The 18,143-nt window shown below is 30.2% G+C and carries 13 protein-coding genes and 1 pseudogene; 8 read left to right on the top strand and 6 right to left on the bottom strand.

Features of this window, described 5'->3' with window-relative positions; translation table 11 throughout:
• Positions 1-150 precede the first annotated feature (150 nt).
• From ACVC08_RS18840 to ACVC08_RS18815, 6 genes and pseudogenes are all read left to right on the top strand, one after another.
• Positions 151-1,236 carry a restriction endonuclease gene (locus ACVC08_RS18840; RefSeq protein WP_452598902.1) on the top strand — a complete coding sequence of 362 codons (1,086 nt, stop codon included), beginning with the start codon at positions 151-153 and terminating at the stop codon, positions 1,234-1,236.
• A 115-nt stretch (positions 1,237-1,351) separates the two neighbouring features.
• Positions 1,352-2,194 carry a glycosyltransferase family 2 protein gene (locus ACVC08_RS18835; protein WP_452603221.1) on the top strand — a complete coding sequence of 281 codons (843 nt, stop codon included), beginning with the start codon at positions 1,352-1,354 and terminating at the stop codon, positions 2,192-2,194.
• 2 nt (positions 2,195-2,196) lie between these two features.
• A complete protein-coding gene (locus ACVC08_RS18830; RefSeq protein ID WP_452603220.1) occupies positions 2,197-2,949 on the top strand; it encodes a glycosyltransferase family 2 protein in 753 nt (250 codons plus the stop codon).
• Complete coding sequence (locus ACVC08_RS18825; RefSeq protein ID WP_452603219.1) at positions 2,946-6,242, top strand: glycosyltransferase; 3,297 nt, start codon at positions 2,946-2,948, stop codon at positions 6,240-6,242. Before ACVC08_RS18830 ends, ACVC08_RS18825 begins: the two co-directional genes overlap by 4 nt.
• A complete protein-coding gene (queC, locus tag ACVC08_RS18820; protein ID WP_452603218.1) occupies positions 6,229-6,861 on the top strand; it encodes a 7-cyano-7-deazaguanine synthase QueC in 633 nt (210 codons plus the stop codon). The genes ACVC08_RS18825 and queC overlap by 14 nt, the downstream gene beginning before the upstream one ends.
• A 96-nt stretch (positions 6,862-6,957) precedes the next feature.
• Positions 6,958-8,294 (top strand): annotated as a pseudogene (locus ACVC08_RS18815) (MATE family efflux transporter).
• Between the two features lie 18 nt (positions 8,295-8,312).
• Here the strand turns inward: ACVC08_RS18815 and ACVC08_RS18810 are convergent.
• The 6 genes from ACVC08_RS18810 to ACVC08_RS18785 all read right to left on the bottom strand — a co-directional run bounded on the left by ACVC08_RS18810 (position 8,313) and on the right by ACVC08_RS18785 (position 14,475).
• A complete protein-coding gene (locus ACVC08_RS18810; RefSeq protein WP_452603217.1) occupies positions 8,313-8,864 on the bottom strand; it encodes a tyrosine-protein phosphatase in 552 nt (183 codons plus the stop codon).
• Between the two features lie 35 nt (positions 8,865-8,899).
• Positions 8,900-9,253 (bottom strand): DUF6686 family protein, encoded by a 354-nt coding sequence (locus tag ACVC08_RS18805; protein WP_452596727.1) that lies wholly within the window; start codon positions 9,251-9,253, stop codon positions 8,900-8,902.
• A gap of 19 nt (positions 9,254-9,272) precedes the next feature.
• Positions 9,273-11,474: a PepSY domain-containing protein gene (locus ACVC08_RS18800; protein ID WP_452603216.1), complete on the bottom strand. Its 2,202-nt coding sequence runs from the start codon at positions 11,472-11,474 to the stop codon at positions 9,273-9,275.
• A 12-nt stretch (positions 11,475-11,486) separates the two neighbouring features.
• Positions 11,487-11,975, bottom strand: coding sequence for a DUF2271 domain-containing protein (locus tag ACVC08_RS18795; RefSeq protein ID WP_452603215.1), 489 nt, complete (start codon positions 11,973-11,975; stop codon positions 11,487-11,489).
• Between the two features lie 93 nt (positions 11,976-12,068).
• Positions 12,069-13,565: an ankyrin repeat domain-containing protein gene (locus ACVC08_RS18790; protein ID WP_452603214.1), complete on the bottom strand. Its 1,497-nt coding sequence runs from the start codon at positions 13,563-13,565 to the stop codon at positions 12,069-12,071.
• Between the two features lie 7 nt (positions 13,566-13,572).
• Complete coding sequence (locus ACVC08_RS18785) at positions 13,573-14,475, bottom strand: DUF6607 family protein (protein WP_452603213.1); 903 nt, start codon at positions 14,473-14,475, stop codon at positions 13,573-13,575.
• 103 nt (positions 14,476-14,578) lie between these two features.
• On the opposite strand from ACVC08_RS18785, the gene ACVC08_RS18780 reads away from it, so the two are divergent.
• A complete protein-coding gene (locus ACVC08_RS18780) occupies positions 14,579-16,726 on the top strand; it encodes a TonB-dependent receptor plug domain-containing protein (protein WP_452603212.1) in 2,148 nt (715 codons plus the stop codon).
• Positions 16,727-16,730: 4 nt separating this feature from the next.
• Complete coding sequence (locus ACVC08_RS18775; protein ID WP_452603211.1) at positions 16,731-18,134, top strand: HmuY family protein; 1,404 nt, start codon at positions 16,731-16,733, stop codon at positions 18,132-18,134.
• Positions 18,135-18,143: the final 9 nt, after the last annotated feature.

Below are 18,143 nucleotides of genomic sequence, written 5' to 3'. Positions count from 1 at the left end.
TTCAGTTATTATTGTTTAGTAATTAATAGTATATTTATGGGCATTCTTCCCTATAAGAATATATAATATTATTTAGAAAATAACCCATGCATAAGTGCTGTTATGCTTAAAATAGCCTTTTGCTAGTATCACATTATACTCAAAAAACAAATGACAAAAAGTAAAAACAACTTTAAAATCTGGATGGTACGCGCAGGTCGTGGAAGTTATTTAATAGAAGAATTTTTAAAAGAAAACATTGTAGCCATTGGTTGGAACGCTATTGGGCCTTTGGAAGAAGGCACAACCTTAAAAACCATAAAAGAGAAACTAAGCGAAGCTTACCCAGATGATTCAGATAATAGAATTAGAATGAGCGCTGGGCAATTGTTTCGAATGTTTAAAGAATTTAAAGTAGGCGATAAGGTGGTGACTTACGATTCTGATTCTAGAGTTTATTACCTAGGTAATATTGTTTCAGGGTACCAATACAGCGAAAAACAAACCTATCGCCATTACAGAACAGTAGAATGGATAGAAGAACCAATATCTAGAGACGAACTTTCAGTATCCTCTAAAAATACTTTAGGTGCTATTTTAACCATTTTTGAGATTCCTTTAACGATTTGGGAGGAATTAATAGAAGCGCATCCTAGCTTCATTTCAGAAGAAGAGCAAGCGGATTTAAATGATGTTATTGGAAAGCTTGAACATGAAAGGATAATTTTAGAAAAGGAATATAATATTATTACTAATAATATAGAAGATCAACTAGAAGACATAAAAGAAGACGTCATTTCCCGTTCTAATGAATTCATTAAAGACCTTATTGTAAAATTAGAATGGCACGAGCTAGAAAAACTAGTAGCAGGGATATTACAAGCTATGGGCTATAAAGCACGATTAACAGGACGAGGCCCAGACTTAGGAAGCGATATCATCGCCTCGCCAGATGGTTTAGAAATGACAGAACCTATTATAAAAATAGAAGTAAAACATAAAATAAAAAGTAAAGAAAAAATAGGCGCACCAGACATAAGAAGTTTTGTAGGCGGTTTACGTAACACTACCAAAGGCATATATGTATCTTCAACAGGGTTTTCTAAAGACGCTAAAATGGAAGCCGAACGCGCTAACTTTCAAATCACACTAGTCGATTTAGACCGTTTGGTAGAACTACTTATAGAATATTACGAAACATTAGATTCCGAAAGTAGAGCGTTAGTGCCTTTAAAGCGCATCTATTGGCCAGTATAAAAAACAAATACAGAATATATTTTACATTATATACATAGTAATTAATAGAAAGGGCTAAACAACAAAAATTGAGTATTAATAAATAAATGCAGGTTGTATAGTTTAAACTAAAGAAATGTTACAAATAACAGTATTAATAGCAACCTCTATGAAAAGAAGCCATTGGCTTATAAATAGGTGTTTGCTATCTGTATATAATCAAAAAGAAATTAATCCAGAAAAAATTAATATTCTTATAGTAGACGATAATAAAGAAGAAAAAGAATATAATATAATTAAAGCTGCAGTTAAAAATAAAAGAAAAGCAATTAAACTGCCCAGCACCCATTTTAAAACCAGAATAATAAGAAACTTAAAAACAAAGAATAACTCTGGTACGGGAGCTTGGAATACTGGTATTTTAGAAACGTATAAAATATATAAAGAAGGCTTTATTTCTATCTTAGATGATGACGATGAATACTTACCCAATCATTTATCAGACTGTATTTCAAGAATTGAAGAAAATACACTAGCCGTATTTCAGAGTTTAGAATGGAAAAACCCAGATAGCTCTACAGTAAAATTCACTTTAAATAAAAAAATAATAACACCAGCACACTTTTTTATCGGTAACCCTGGAATACAAGGCAGTAATATGTTTTTTAAAACAAAAACTTTAATAGACATTGGTGGTTTTGATGAGTTATTACCAAATACAACCGATAGAGACCTAATGATTCGGTTTTTAAGACATGTAAACACAATTCAAGGAGCTATAAATAGTGTCGTAGTAATTCCATCATTAGGGGTAATACATTACAATCACAATAAAGAGAAAGTAAATAACAATTTAAATGAAAAACAAAAAGGGTTAGATTTATTTTATAACAAATACAAAAACAAATTTTCGTCAGAAGCTTACAAGCAATCTTTACAAAGAGCAGTTAAATACTTTAATTATCAATATTCTAAATAGTAATGAAAGAACAGATAGTTATTAATATGCCTTTAAAAAATGGTGCATTTACACTTGTTAGAGCAATAAATTCCATATTAAATCAAAAAAATGTAAAACGTGAAATAATTATTTTAATAGGTAATGATAATTCTACAGATACCTCGTTACACATATTAAAATCGTTTACAGCAAATAAAAATATTAAAGTACACCATCTTAATTTTAATACCTCCTACAAAACTAGAAATTATCTATTGAATTATACACGATTACATTTTCCTAATTGTGTGTTAATTGGAAGATTAGATTGCGATGACTATTTATATAACAATACAGTTTTATCTGCCGTAGAAAAAATATTTGAAGCGACAAATTGCGATGTTTTAATAGCAGGAAACAAACAAGGAAAGAATAATGTAATATTAAAAGGAGCAAACAAAGCAGATAAGAGATTATTAAATAATACGTATTTAAAATCCAGATTGTATAACATGAGTATTGGTAAAGCAGAGGCAGAGTTGCCATCATGTAACACGTTTATTAAGCCATCTGTAACTGTAAATTACCCCGAAATAGAGAGCGCAGAAGATCATTGGTTTACAATAGAACTCCTTTTAAATAAAGAGAGACTAAATATAAATATAGCAGAACATTTAATTTACTGTGTGTACTCTTTAGATGGTAATTTAACAGAAAATAACCTAGTTAATAATTACTATTATAAAAGTAGAAAAGCCTTATACCAATACTTTATTAACCAGTTAGAGAAATGACTACAAGACAAAAAAAAGCATTACACATTTTATTAAATTTTGATAAGCAAAATTATCAGCTCCTTGGAGAAGGAGCTACCTCTGTGGTTTTTAATACAAACCATCTTGTTTACAAAGTTTTCTTGTTAGATAATATAGAAGCGTTAAGTTATAAAAGAGAGATGTTAAATGCTTTTAGATCTAAATTTCATTTATTTAATAACTCAAACTTCTTTTATCCTATACAAGAGTTTATAGAAGTAAATAAAAATACTTTAATCCTTATATACCCTTTTGAAAGTAGTGAGCGATGTGTTGGTTTTGATTATGAGGAAATTCAAGACTTTCTGGTAGAATGCTGGCAAAAAAGAATAATATTTCAAGATATAAAACCAGACAATTTTATTAGAGTAAAAAATAATTTAAAATGGATTGATTACGAACCAGATAAATTTACAGATAATCTATTTTTAAACATGGCGACGAGAGCCTTTATTTATTGCAAATACAGTTTTAAGGATTTAAGTAGTTTAAACAAGTTGTGTAGGAGTGCAATTAATAATTTCTCTTTGCCAGAGCTAAATGGTTTGCAGAGTTTTATTAATAGAATTTATTCGAAAATAATATTTTGCGAAAGTAAACACACTTTACCCGTTAAAAAAGTAGAAACTAAAGAAATACATTATAAAAGCCTAGATATAGCTTTAAAACAAATAGCTTTTGATGATGAAAATACTTTTTCCATACCTTATTCTAATACGATTAATCCTGATGAATTATTCTTCTATTTAATAAAACAAAAGCTTCATTTAAACAGTATAAATTTTGATACTGTAATGTTAAGTGAGGATAACTACTTTACTCCCAAAAAAGCGATATTGTCAGTTTCTAAATTGAAAAACCCCAAACATAATGTTTCTCTAATTATAAAAGCATGCATTCAAGACTGTGAAATAATTTATCAAGCAACAAAGCACATTATAAAACAAATAGCTTCTCCAAATAATTTTAATGAGAAAATTATTGCATTAGATAGTCGAGAATCTGAGTTTCTAAGAGAATATAATAGTCATGGTAATTGGAGTAAATTAATTACAGAAGTAAATAAACTAATAGACGAAGGTATTATTGATAAAGTTATATTTCCAGAGAGTGAAGATGCTAGAAAAATAAATAAACAATATTTTGAATTAAATACTAATAAAACACATACCTACAAAGGTGTGCCAGTAGTATCTCAATTGTATGCTTTTGAGGAAGTTGAAAATAATTATATTTTGCAATTGGATTGTGATGCAATCATTGGGAGAATTAATAAAAAACACTCTTTTTTAAAGGATATGATTGCTGTAATGGATAGTGATGAAACTGTTATTTCAGTTGGGTTTAATATTTATAAAGGAGATAAAACAGAATATATACCTTATTTTGGTTTTGAGGCCGGAGGATTTGTTCCAGAGGTTCGTTTTTGTTTATTAAACAGAGAACGTTTACATAAACAACTGCCTTTATCTAATAAGTTATTTAATAACAATTTAAAGTTAAGCTGGTATCGCTCTTTAGAATTAAAACAAAAACAAGCAAATGTATGTTCTATTAGAGGAGGGAGCTCAGAATCATTTTTTATCCACCCACCAAATTTTAAAAAAAAGGATAAAGATGTTTGGTTCACTAAAGTTGATAGAGTAGAACAACTACAGATTCCTGAAACACAAGCGAATCAATTTGACCTTATAGATTCTTATTATAACTGGACAAATCCAAAGCGTAATGAAGATCTAGTAATAATATCTTGTTTTAGAGATGTAAGCCTTCCTAGGTTTTTAAGATACTGGTATTCATTAACCAGTCAAACCTTTCAAAACTGGGGGTTGATATTAATTGATGACCAATCTGAAAATGGAATTTCTTATTTTATTAAAGAATTGATTAAACCTTACAGCGATAAAGTGACTTTTATAAATAATAAGTTTAAAATGGGGTCTGCTCACAATATCTACAAGGGGATCCATTATTTTATGAATAATCAAAACTCTATAGTTGTAGTACTTGATGGAGATGATGCGTTAATAGGGAAAAAGGCTCTAAAAAACCTTTACGAAAAATACTATTATAATAAAGCAGATGTAGTAATTGGTAAAATGTATAGAACAGATAAATTACATGCACATTATAATTATACACCAAATTTTATTAACCCTCGATTATATGGAGGGAATGTATGGCAACATATTAGAAGTTTTAAAAAATATTTATATGACTCGTTAGGGTTTGAAGACCTTAAAATTAAAAATGAAAACCAAAATATTCAAGATGTTTTATTATCGAAACGATTTAGTGAGAAAATGGTTTTTCCAGAATATTGTTGTGATTTTTCATATATGATACCTATAGTTGAAATGTCTAGTAATCCAATATGGATTAATCATTTTAATGTTTTACACGATAGAACCACAATAAACACAACGGAAGTTAAAAAGCTAAAAAACAAAATAATAGATGAGATTTTATTAAAGAAACCAAAATCGCAAAAAGATGTTTTTATAGGAAGAAAAACATTTTTACCAAATCTAAAAAAGATTGAAATAGATATAACATACGAGTGTAATTTAAAGTGTATAAATTGTAATAGATCTTCAACGCAAGCACCAATTAAAACAGGAATGACTCTAGCCCAAATAGAAGAATTTGTTAAAGAATCAATCAGTTTAAATAAAAAGTGGGAACTTATAAATTTACTGGGAGGGGAGCCAACTATTCATATAAATTTCATTGAAATTGTAAATTTAATTTTATATAACTATATCATTCCATATTCACCAAATACTATATTACAAATTACAAGTAATGGTTTTGGTGATATTGTTAATAATAAGCTTAATTTAATACCTAAACATACTAATATAATTATAGATTACGCTTCATTTAAAGACGAGAGAGTTGTGCCTTATTTTTCTCCATTTAATGATGCACCAATAGATAATAAAGAATTAAATGATAAGGAATACAATAAAGGATGTTGGGTAACATCATACTGTGGTATAGGTTTAAATCAATTAGGTTATTACCCATGTGGTGTAGCTGGAGGCATAGATCGTGTTTTTGAAAAAAAAATGGGTGTTAAAAAATTAGTGAATGTTGATGAATCCATTGCAGATTTATTAGATGAATTTTGCAGGTACTGTGGAAATTTTACAGATTATAGTGTAAATCAAGGAAATTTCATCCCTAGGCACGAAAAAGCTGCTGTAGAAAAGCCTAAGATGTCTTTAACGTGGAAAAAACAATACAAAATATATAATGGAAAAAAATAAAGTTATCTTATTGCTTAGCGGAGGTATTGATTCTACAACATTATTAGCAAAATTAAAAGATGAAAAAAAAGACGTATTGGCAATTAGTTTTTCATATAACCAGAAACATGGAATTGAATTAGAGTATGCAAAGAAAAATGCAAAGAAATATAATGTTATAAATCATAAGATAATTATGTTAGATAGTCAATTATTTTGTGATTCAGCACTTGTTAACACTAATAAAAACCTTTCTATTTATAAAAAAGGTGATAAGCCTAACGGTCAAGAAAATGCTTATGTACCTTATAGAAATTTAATTTTTTTAAGCTTAGCTTTAAGTTTGGCTGAATCTTATAAAATAAATGAGGTTTATGTTGCATTTAATAAAGATGATAGTAGAAATTTTTGGGATTGTTCTAATTCCTTTTTATTAAAACTGCAATCTATTTCTAAGAATACCAATACTAAAATAGAAGCACCATTAATTAATTTAACAAAAGCTGAAGTTATTACATTGGCAAATGAATTAAATGTCGACTTAAGTGAAACCATTAGTTGTTACCATCCAAAATATAATAAAGAATGTGGTCAATGTCTTAGTTGTTTATTAAAAAGAGAAGCTATAAGTGACTTTTAAAATGGATAAACCCTAATGTTAATTATTATCTAAAAATGAGGCTTTTTTCCTGTAAAGGGAGTAATTATGCAGATATTTAGTGCCAGATACTAACCAATGAATAAACAAACCAACGCCTTAGGTGTAGAAAAGATTAGTAAGCTACTGTTAAAACAAGGCATACCAGCCGCTATAGGTATTTTGGTTATGTCTGTAAACATGATAGTAGATACTATTTTTGTAGGCCGCTGGATTGGTGTTTTAGCTATAGCAGCCGTAACCGTAGTATTGCCAATCGCCTTTTTAATATCGTCTATAGGCATGGGTATTGGCATTGGCGGAAGCTCCATAATTTCCAGAGCCTTAGGCGCAGACAATGCAACAAAAGCCTTTAAAGTCTTTGGAAACCAAATAAGTTTAACCGTAGGTTTATCGATTCTATTTGTATTTCTAGGCACGTTTTTCTGCTTACCAATATTAGAACTCTTTGGAGCCAAAGGAGACATTACAGCTCCTGCTACCAGTTATTTTCATGTTATAGTATGGGGCGTACCATTTCTAGCATTTGCTATGATGGGGAATCCTGTAATTAGAGCAGTTGGTAAGCCTAATTATGCCATGTTTACACTAATATTCCCAGCCATTGCTAATATTGCTCTAGATGTCGTCTTTATAAAGTATATGGATTTAGGGATGTATGGTGCAGGTTTAGCAACAGCAATATCTTATGCCGTATCGGGTTTATTTGTATTGTGGTTTTTCCTGTCTAAACATTCCGAGTTAAAAATAATTCCTAAATACTTTGCTATTAATTGGCCAATTCTAAAAGAAATTGTGGCTTTAGGCGGTGTAACAGTAGTTAGGCAAGGCACCATAAGTATATTAGTAATTGTATTAAACTATACACTTTTTAAATATGGAGGCGAACTCTCTATTGCTGTATATGGTATTATTAATAGAGTCATGCTATTTGCCTTATTTCCTGTTCTTGGAGTTGTACAAGGCTTTTTACCTATAGCAGGTTATAATTACGGTGCTAACGATGTAAAGCGTGTAAAACAAACTATAAACACAGCTATTCTTTATGGTACAGCTATAGCCACACTTATATTTATAATTATCATGATGTTTCCAAGGCAGCTTGTTGGCATTTTACAGAAGACCAAGCCTTGTTACAAGCTACGCCCAATGCCCTAATTATTGCATTTTTAGCAACTCCAGTAATAACTACACAGCTTATAGGATCTGCTTATTTTCAGGCCGCAGGTAAAGCATTACCAGCATTAATTTTAACCTTATTAAAGCAAGGTATATTTTTAATTCCTTTGGTGTTTTTTCTACCTAAATTTTATGGTATAAATGGGGTGTGGATGGCGTTTCCTATCGCCGATATTTCATCTACACTAGTTACTTATTTGTATTTAAAGAAAGAGATAAAGCTAAACTTAAAATAGAAGGAATGTAACCTCTTTTTAAGCATTTAAAAGCATATTTTTAATTTGTTCTAAATCTAACCCTTCAAAATAATTAGCAAGCGGTAGCATTCCATCTATCGCTAAAGTAATAAGTGCTGTTGTAACTTCTCCATTACTAAGTAAATACTCTTCAATAATAGTTTCTTTATCTATATCAATAATTAAAAGCAAAGCAGCGACTACTATACCTGTTCTGTCTTTTCCAGATAAACAGTGTATTAAAACAGGGTATTGAAGTTTTGGGTTTTCAAAAGTTTTTATAATACTGTTTAACCAGTGTTTTACTTCCTTTTGGCTAGTATCATATTTTTCAATGTTGTTAGCCATAGAAAAATGTAGGTAGTTACAATTAAAGTCTTCAAAATCTGCACGTTTGCGTAAGTTAATAATAGTTTTACAGTGTGCTATTTCTAAAATGTCTTTTACATAATCTATACTACCACCTCTATATAATTTACCTTCAGGATGCACTTGTTTACCTAAAATGAGGTTAATGTATGCCCCAACATCTCTAAAATTTACGCATCCTTCTGTATAATCTAAGCCCATAAGTAATACTTCTTAAGCTTATAAAACTAGTCTATTTAATTTATAATTAAAGTGTAATCGATATCATTAATATCTAATAGTTTATATATTGATGGTGTTTTAGTGGTTAAAAGTGTTTTTAACTCTTTAATTTCTTGAGTATTAAATATTAAAAGTAAGTTTTTTTGTAACGAAGGAATAGGAATGCGTCTTTTTAGTTTAGAGCAAGCATATTTTTGCCCAGCATGGTCTAATTCTATATTAAGAATATAATTTTTAAAGGCATCAAAATCGTCTTGATTAAATTCAAAAAAAAGGTTGTTAAATATTAATTGGTAGCTATTACAGCCTTTACATATAGATAATTCCCCACTTTTTACTGTAGCTATTGTTTTTAGTTTATGGCACATGTTTTATTGTTTTAATCAATTAATAGCAATCCATTTTTAGTTGTCCCGAATTTTCAAGCGTACTTAAAGAACAATTTAATTGCGTTGTTATTATCTGCTCTAAAGTTTGTAATACGGCATTTTGCATAGACACAGAGCCACATAACATAATAATACTGCCGTTTTGTATTGCTTTGCTTATAAAGTCTTTTTGCTCTAATAATAAATCTTGTACATATATTTTTTTATCGTAAACTCTAGAATAGGCCACATGTATACTAGATAAGGTTTTATTTGCAAAAGCATTATCTACTAATTGGGAGTACATACCAAAGGACTCTTGTGTACGGCCTCCCCAAAATAAATGTGTTTTTATTTGTTTCTTGTTGTCGTTAATCATGCCTAAAAATGGCGCTATGCCTGTACCGTTAGCAATCATTATAACTTCTTTGGCGTGTTTAGGGATATAAAAATTAGGGTTACGTTCTATAGTTGCAGTAATCATGTCGTTTGTTTTTAATTGGTAGAGTATATTAGAGCATTTACCTAACTCATGCTTTTTAACACTTAATACAATAGAGTCATTTAATTTGCCTATAGAGTAGAGGCGCTTTACAGGATCGTTATTTGGGTAAATAGCTAATAAGTCTCCAGAGGTAAATGGAGTACGTTTAGTAGGTTTTAACGTTAATAAAAAAGAGTGGTCTATATTTAATGGACTTTTATTTTCTACTAAAAACGTGGTGTCTTTTTTTCTAGATTTGGTATTAGGTATAGGAGATAACTTTAATGTTAAACCAACACTTTTACTCCATTGTTTTGCCCATTCTTTAAAGACTTCAAAAGATTGATTGTTTATTTTACATAAAGGGCGATTAGGAATAAAATTTGGATGTAATTGTAGCATTGCATCTACCATTAATGCATATTTACAATATTTAGGGTATATAAGGGACCCAAACCCAACTACCGAATAATTAAGTGTGTTTTCTACAGGTGTATTATGTACCAGTTTTTTAAAATGCTTGGCATTGCTTGGAGCTTCGCCATCACCATAGGTTGCAGTAAAAATAATTAAATGCTTTGCTTTTTTGTAAGTACTATAATGGTTTAATTCTGATATGTAAGCCGTTTTTTCGTTAGTAATTAAGGCGTTATAAAAAGTAGTGGCAAAATTAAAAGTGCTTCCTGTTTCTGAGCCTACAAGTATAATAAATTCTGCGTTGTCTTTACTGTAACGATTATGGGGTAAGGGGCTTTTCTTTTTGCGTTTTAAAGTCATTGCAAAACCCGAATAAATAAAAAATAAAATAGCAATACAGGTTATTAATAAAATAATAGACCATAATATATTGCCCTGCCCTGTATGTAATATAAAACTCCATCTCGATAATGTTGCCATTAACGTGTTCTTTTTCTCGCTTATTATTTGCCCAGTGTATTGATTTACTAATAGTTCACGGTTTAATAATTTAATTGAGAAAAAATCCTCGACATCTTTAGAAAAGGGAAACTCTACAGATTTTACTGTATTTAATGTAATTGTTTTAAAAAGAGCAAAATCTGTAGTATTTATTTTAGGAGATGCTGTGAGAGATGCAGTATTAATAGTATGTGTTGTTTTATGTTTTGGTATTACCGAAAATTTTTCTAAAGACAGATAAATCCCCGTTAACGTAATAATTATAATAGGTATAAGCGTATATTTACCTATTACAATATGATAATATTGCTCAAAATTTTCTTTAATGGTTTTTGAAAAAAACCGTTGTATGCCTCCTTGTCTTTTTGCAATTAACAAGACGCCAGTAATTGCCATTAATAACAACACTAATGCTATTACTCCTATAATAAAACGCCCAGTAGACTTTAAAAATAAAGACCTATGTAAGTTGGTAGCAAACTTAAAAAGGGGTGCCTTTTCTATAATAGAACTTATTTTTTCTCCTGTTCTAGGGTTTATATAAAAGGTTTTATTCTCTCCTTTTTTAGTAACAACAGATGCCGATACAAAACGATTAGCATCTATGGTTAACATAATAACCTCATCATAATGTTGCTCTAAAGCACTAACTGTTTCGGCTAAAGTTATTTGTTCGCTATTGTCTATAGCGTACGGTTTTAACTGATTAGAAATGGGTTCTACAGCTAAAATAATACCAGTAATAGAGGCTAACGCTATGAATATGAAAGAAGATATAGCCAAGGCTAAATGGCTATACCTCCAAATTGAAATGGTCATTTTTTATAACTATTATTGTGGCATCATGCGTACATAGCGTATAAAGCCATTACCTTCAATTTTACTTTTTATAGTTTCAGAAGTTAATTCAAATTCCACATCATCTTTATAATATTCTTGATCTTCTACGGCAGTCTCAAAACGTATTTTATAACCTTTATCTATTTTATCGTTATCTATAGAGATTATACTAATTACACGCTCTCCACCGCTTAAAGTAGCACCAGTAATTGCATCAATATCTGTTCTTGCTTTTCCTTGAAATTTCCACCATTCTGTAATATCATAATACCACTCGTCATCATCCCCTTGTACATACAGTGTTTTTTCATACGCTCCTTCAGGATTTAATAATGAAATGGCTATATAGGCACCTTCGCCAGCATAATTAGTCATTTGTATCATACATTTATATGAAGTAGTTTTAGTGATAAAACTTGAAAATATTATAAAAGAGAATATAAGGAATGGGAGCGTTTTAAATAAGTGCATTTTTTTCATTTGCTTAAATAGTATTGTTATTTTTTTTTGATTTATTGTAGTTAACATGAGCATTACAGTTGGCACTAATATGTGTTATAGTGTTTTAAAACTCTATTTTAAAAACTCTATATTAATAGTATTAAGCTGTAAAAGCTCGTTTTCTTTAGCTAAATCGTATACAGACTCATTAAAATCTGTTTTAATAGTTTTATCTGCACCAATGCTTATTAAATATTTTAAAATAGATTGGTCTTTAGCTTTCATAGCAGCAATGTGTAATGGCGAAATCCCTTCATCGTTTTTCTGGTTTACGTCTATACCTAAGTCATGCACACGTTTTAATAAATTTAAATTACTATTGTCTAATGCGACATGAAACAGTGTATTACCATTAGCCTGAGTTGCTTTTATATTTAACCCGTTTTTAGTTAATAAGGCTAACTTTTTATTAAATATTTCAGGAGATTTACTCCTATATGCTTTTAGTAAATAGTAAGCCAAGGTGTTACCGTTTTTGTCTTTAACTGTAATATCTGCACCGTTTTTAATAAGAAGGTCAACGACATCAACTGTATTTCGATATATGGCATTCGTTAATGCCGTTTTCCCTTCATTATTAGCTACATTTATATTGTCTGTTAATTTTATTAAGTGTTTTATTACTGCTAAATCATTATTATATGCAGCATTTAATAGTGCTGTATTTCCCTCTTTATCTGCTTGATTTATTGCAACACCTTTAGATATAAAATAATCGAACACTTTTAAGTCTTTACATTTATAAGCTAAGGCATGTAATGGCGTGGTACCACTATTTGTTGTAATGTTTGGCGTAACCCCAATAGACTCTAAATATTTAAAGACTTCTAAAGAATTGGTGTGTCTTCTTGTGCCTTGACTAGCAAAAATCATTGCATTACTTCCATTTTTTGTTATTACATTAGTTTTTACACCTTTACTAACTAGTGTTTTTAATAGTTCTATATTCCCGTTTTTTGTGGCATAATTAAACAACCCATTTCCGTTTGCATCTGTACTATTTATAGAGATGCCTTTAGAGGTGAAGTAATTAATTAACGTATCGTTTTGTAAAAACGGAGCTACCAGTAATAAGGCATTAGCACCATCATGATTGGTTTCTGTTACGGGGTTAGAGCCGTTTGCTATACATAAATCGTATAGTTTTGGGTTTAGTTGTCCTGTTACCGCAGCAAAATTTAGAACAGAATAGCCATGACTATCTATAACATTCATTTTTGCCCCCTTATTTATAAGGTACTGCATCATTTCTAAGTTGTTTTTGTAAGCCGCCCAGAATACGTAAGTTCTACCATCGTGAGTTTTCTTATTAGCATCGTTACCCTTTTTACTAAGCAAATACTTAATAGTTCTATTATCTACTTGTTCTATTAAAGCCCATGAAACAGCATCAAAGTACGAGGAACTTAAAGCCGAAATATCATGACCTTCTGTAATGTTTTGCTCTATAGATTTTATAGATGGGTTTGTTTTCCAGTAGGCTCTATCTAAAAAAATATTAGAATCTTGAGCATTACCCATAGCTATTGTTAATAATAACAGACTAAAGGTTAGTTTAATAGATTTCATAAGCTCATTATTTTACAAAAGATTCTATAACGTCTGCTATTTCATCTTCTTTAGTCATTTCATCTGCAAATAGATGCTTATATAAAGCTTTATTATCTACCTTAGCTTTTAAAGACAGTGTTTTGTTATTACCGTAAACTACATCCCATTTTTTACGAACTATAGCCCATTTTTCTTCATTTTTTTTCCACCAATCGGCAGCAGCTTTACATTTACTATCATCTACTTTTACATAAGTGTTAAAGCCTTTTTCTTTAGCAATTAATACATCGGTTTTACCAGATTCTCTTAACACCTTATCGTTATCTTGATCGTGTACCCAACCGTTTTTTGTAATTTCTTGTCTGTTACCTCTAACTGTTACATTGTAATCACTTCTTTTGGTGTATTCTCTTCTAGGTAATGGGGCATCTGTTGTGTTTTCCCAATAACTCTTACCATCTACATGTACCCATGTAGAAGAACCTTCGTAACGCGGGCTATCGTCTACCTGATATACTTTTTGAGTCCATTGTCCTTTTACATCTGCTTTGGGTTTGCTAACATAGTTCCAGGTATTGTCGCCATTAAACATGTAAAAATCTGTGTTTTGGTATAACCAATCTTGTCTCCAGTGTTTTACGATGTAAGGTTTTGTAGGTGGGCCTACTTGTAATAAATGTTGAATAGATATTTTGTTTTTACCGTCTTCAACCAATTGTGCCCATTCTAAAGCTTTATCTGTTTTAGTTTTTGATGCTTTATAAAGAGAGTCTTTACTATACTTAAAAGTCTCGGCAAAGTTAAACGTAACTTCAAAACAACCACACATTTCTTTAATAGCTTGGCGGTCTTGTTTTTTCTTGCTTTGAGCGTTTATAGTGCCTAGAAATACTATAAAGCAAATAATGAATGTAGTTGATTTTTTCATTTTGTAAGATTATTTGTATGTGTTAAAAAAAATTAAATTTTTTACTATTCTTATTTAGATTGAATAAAAATAAGATATATATTTGCAGCAAATTTAATTAAGAATGATTCTAAATAAAAAATATTTAACGATTTATTTTTCACTTTTTTTAATAACAAACCTTTTAGCTCAAGAGCGTAATAAGGTTGAAAAAGATTCTACAAACATTGAATCCCTTAATGAAGTTGTAGTTACGGGACAATACAATGCGCAATCTGTAAAAAAGTCTGTTTTTGAAGTAAAGGTTATAAATAGAAGAGAAATAGAACAACGTGCCACAAATAACTTAGCAGACCTTTTAAACCAATCATTAAATATAAATGTAACACCAAATACATCTACAGGTAAATCTGGTGTAAGTTTATTTGGTTTAGATGCCCAGTATTTTAAAATACTAATAGACAATGTACCGGTAATTAATGAAGAAGGTGTTGGAAACAATGTTGATTTAACATTAATAAACTTAGACGATGTACAGCAAATAGAAATTGTAGAAGGCGCTATGGGGGTGCAATATGGAGCTAATGCAGTATCTGGAGTTATTAATATTATTACAAAAAAATCGTCTCGCAGTAAAACTGCGTTAACAATCTATGCTCAAGAAGAAACCGTAGGTAGCGAATATGAGTGGTTTGACAAAGGAAGGCACATACAATCTGTTAAAATTGGCCATAATATTACAGATAATCTTTTTGGAAACATAGCTTATACAAGAAACGACTTTGGAGGATTTTGGAATAATAGGCTAGGAGAGGCTTACGATAGAAATGATGGACTTAGAGGGCATTTATGGTTACCAAAAGCACAGCACAATGCTAAGTTACTTTTAGATTATAAAAAAAAGAAGTTTAATATATTTTATAAGTTCGATTTTTTTAATGAGCGTATAAATAAATACAACAGTACAGTAGATTTAAACGAGAATTCTGCAACTGCAACTAGCGATCCCTTAGCCCTAGATGAAATATATAGAAATAATAGATACATACATCACTTAAACAGTAATGGGCTTATAGCTAATAAAATAAATTATAATATATCTTGGTCTTACCAAGAGCAAAAAAAAGATTTAGAAACCTACACTTACCGTATAAGAAGGGACGAGAAATTAAATAAGCAAGAAGGAGAATACCTGTCTAGAACAGCATTATTTTCTAGAGGAACCTTTAGTAATATAATACAAACTGCAACTTTTAATTTACAAGCAGGTTATGAACTTACTAACGAAAAAGGTTTTGGATCTCCGTTAGCAATTACAATAGATCCAGATGAGAATTTAGTTGAACAGAAACTAAATAATTACGATGTATTTGCTTCGTCTGAAATAAATATAAATAATCAATTTTCGCTAAGACCTGGAGCGCGTGTATCGTTTACAAATCTTTTCGATAACCAATATGTATTTTCATTAAGTTCTAAATACGTATTTAAAAACGATTTAGAGTTAAGAGCTATTGTTGGTTCTGCAAACAGGACACCAAATTACGATGAGTTGTTTACCTATTTTGTAGATGTAAACCATAATGTACAAGGAAACCCTAATTTAAATCCAGAAACAGGTTTATCTGCATTCATACATGTAAAGAAAAAATACACCTTATTTAATGAAAACATACGCATAAAGCATAAAATAAGTACTTCTTACATAGCTATTAACGACAGGATAGAACTTATAGTTGTAGAGCAATCACCATTAGCATTTAAATATAACAATATAGATAGTTATAAGTCTTTTGGAGTATTTACCGAAAATACAATAGCCTATAATAGGTTTAAGGTTAATCTAGGAGTTTCTTTATTAGGTATCTCTAAAATTCTAGATACTAACACTAGCGCTAAAGACGATTTTTTATACAATTTTCAGTTAAATACCAACATCAATTATGTTGTTCCAGATTGGAACACAGCATTTGCACTTTATTTTAAATATATAGGTCAACAACACCAATTTGTAGAAAGAACAAATGCAGAAGGAAATCAAGAGTTTCAAAAAGGGACTACAGAAGGTTACAGTTGGCTTGATGCCACAGTAAAAAAATCATTTTTAGATAAAAAAATTGAAGCAACATTTGGTGTAAGAAACCTACTAGATGTTACTTCTGTAAATACAACGGCCTTTTCTGGGGGGGCTCATAACGTGCCACCAACAAATCTACTCTTGGGCTATGGCCGTTCGTATTTTTTAAAATTAGCTTACAATTTAAATATATAAAAACATGAAAATTTCATACTTAAAATTTACAACTTTAATACTATGCATTTCTGTATTGGTAGTAAGTGGTTGTAGTAAAGATGATAGTTTGGAAAGCGATCCTTTTGTCGTGGCTTTCTCAAGTTTATCGAAAAATTTAATGGAAATAGAGAATGAAGAAACTATTACACTAGTATATTCTGAAACAGCTGTTCAAAATGGAAGTGTAACCATTCAAATTAGTCCAGAAAATGCTATTTATGGTATAGATTTTTCTACATTACCAGCAGCCATTAATAATGTTATAACATTACCAATAGTTAATGGCGAGGTCCAAAATACTATTGCTTTTAATAAGTTAAATACAGCATTAGATGAAACTACAGAAATTGAGTTTGCTATTACCACAATAGATTATGGAAATTCTAATATTCAAGGAAACTCTAATTTTTTAATTAATGCATCTGCAGCATTAGGCGGTAGTATAAATGCAGAAGTAGGTGGACCAAATGAAGGCAATCAAGTATATGTAGATTTAAGTAGCGAAAGTACAACGTTAGTACAAAGAGATTCTTGGGATTTAGGCTTTTATAACGGAGATGAATTTAGAGTAACCATAAACGGATCTATTTATATGGCTACTAAAGCATTAGCCGAAACTAATATAGATGCTGTAACAGAAGCAGATGTGGCAAGTATACAGTCTCAAGTAGCCATTGGAACTTTTAATCCTTCAAATGCAGCGTATGTAGATGCGCCAAATGGAAATATTTTAGAAACTGCTATAAATGAAATATCAGATACAGATAGTGAAAACCCAGTATATCTTTTAAACCTTGGTTACGAAGTAGGTACAGTAACTCCAAATGTTGGAAGTGTTGCCATAGCAGGAGATGCTAGAGGTTGGAAAAAAATTAGGGTACTAAAAAGTGGTGAAGACTATATTTTACAATATGCTAATTTAAATGATACGTCTCACCAAGAAATTACAATATCTAAAAACGCTAGCCATAATTTTAAACACTTTAGTTTTAATACCAATACACTGGTAGATGTAGAGCCACAAAAAGAAAAATGGGATCTCTGTTTTAGTGTGTTTACAAGTGTATTACCTGGAGCTGGGAGTTACGGGTTTTCAGACTTTGTATTTCATAATAGAAAAGGTGGAGCTGTAGCTTATAAAGTAGATACAACAGCTTTTACTTATAATGATTTTACACTGCAAGATGTTATAAACTCTAATTTTTCTCAAGACCAAACTACTATAGGAAGTAGTTGGAGAAGTGTATTTACAGGAGCTGTAAATACAGACCGATTCTATATTATAAAAGACTCAAACAATAATATATACAAACTAAAATTTTTAGGATTAACTAATAGTAATGGAGAGCGTGGTTACCCTGAATTTGAATATAAACTATTACAATAAATTATTAAA

The sequence above is a fragment of the Pontimicrobium sp. MEBiC06410 genome, from assembly GCF_053601615.1.
The sequence above is the reverse complement of the archived record's forward strand: the minus strand, read 5'-3'. Positions and strand labels throughout refer to the sequence as shown.

Bases quoted from the DNA above. Each gene is read 5' to 3' on its own strand.
- ACVC08_RS18775 (WP_452603211.1), top strand. From the start codon at position 16,731: ATGAAAATTTCATACTTAAAATTTACAACTTTAATACTATGCATTTCT.
- ACVC08_RS18780 (WP_452603212.1), top strand. From the start codon at position 14,579: ATGATTCTAAATAAAAAATATTTAACGATTTATTTTTCACTTTTTTTA.
- ACVC08_RS18830 (WP_452603220.1), top strand. From the start codon at position 2,197: ATGAAAGAACAGATAGTTATTAATATGCCTTTAAAAAATGGTGCATTT.
- ACVC08_RS18825 (WP_452603219.1), top strand. From the start codon at position 2,946: ATGACTACAAGACAAAAAAAAGCATTACACATTTTATTAAATTTTGAT.
- ACVC08_RS18810 (WP_452603217.1), bottom strand. From the start codon at position 8,864: ATGGGCTTAGATTATACAGAAGGATGCGTAAATTTTAGAGATGTTGGG.
- ACVC08_RS18790 (WP_452603214.1), bottom strand. From the start codon at position 13,565: ATGAAATCTATTAAACTAACCTTTAGTCTGTTATTATTAACAATAGCT.
- ACVC08_RS18840 (WP_452598902.1), top strand. From the start codon at position 151: ATGACAAAAAGTAAAAACAACTTTAAAATCTGGATGGTACGCGCAGGT.
- ACVC08_RS18785 (WP_452603213.1), bottom strand. From the start codon at position 14,475: ATGAAAAAATCAACTACATTCATTATTTGCTTTATAGTATTTCTAGGC.
- ACVC08_RS18800 (WP_452603216.1), bottom strand. From the start codon at position 11,474: ATGACCATTTCAATTTGGAGGTATAGCCATTTAGCCTTGGCTATATCT.
- ACVC08_RS18795 (WP_452603215.1), bottom strand. From the start codon at position 11,975: ATGAAAAAAATGCACTTATTTAAAACGCTCCCATTCCTTATATTCTCT.
- ACVC08_RS18835 (WP_452603221.1), top strand. From the start codon at position 1,352: ATGTTACAAATAACAGTATTAATAGCAACCTCTATGAAAAGAAGCCAT.
- ACVC08_RS18805 (WP_452596727.1), bottom strand. From the start codon at position 9,253: ATGTGCCATAAACTAAAAACAATAGCTACAGTAAAAAGTGGGGAATTA.
- queC (WP_452603218.1), top strand. From the start codon at position 6,229: ATGGAAAAAAATAAAGTTATCTTATTGCTTAGCGGAGGTATTGATTCT.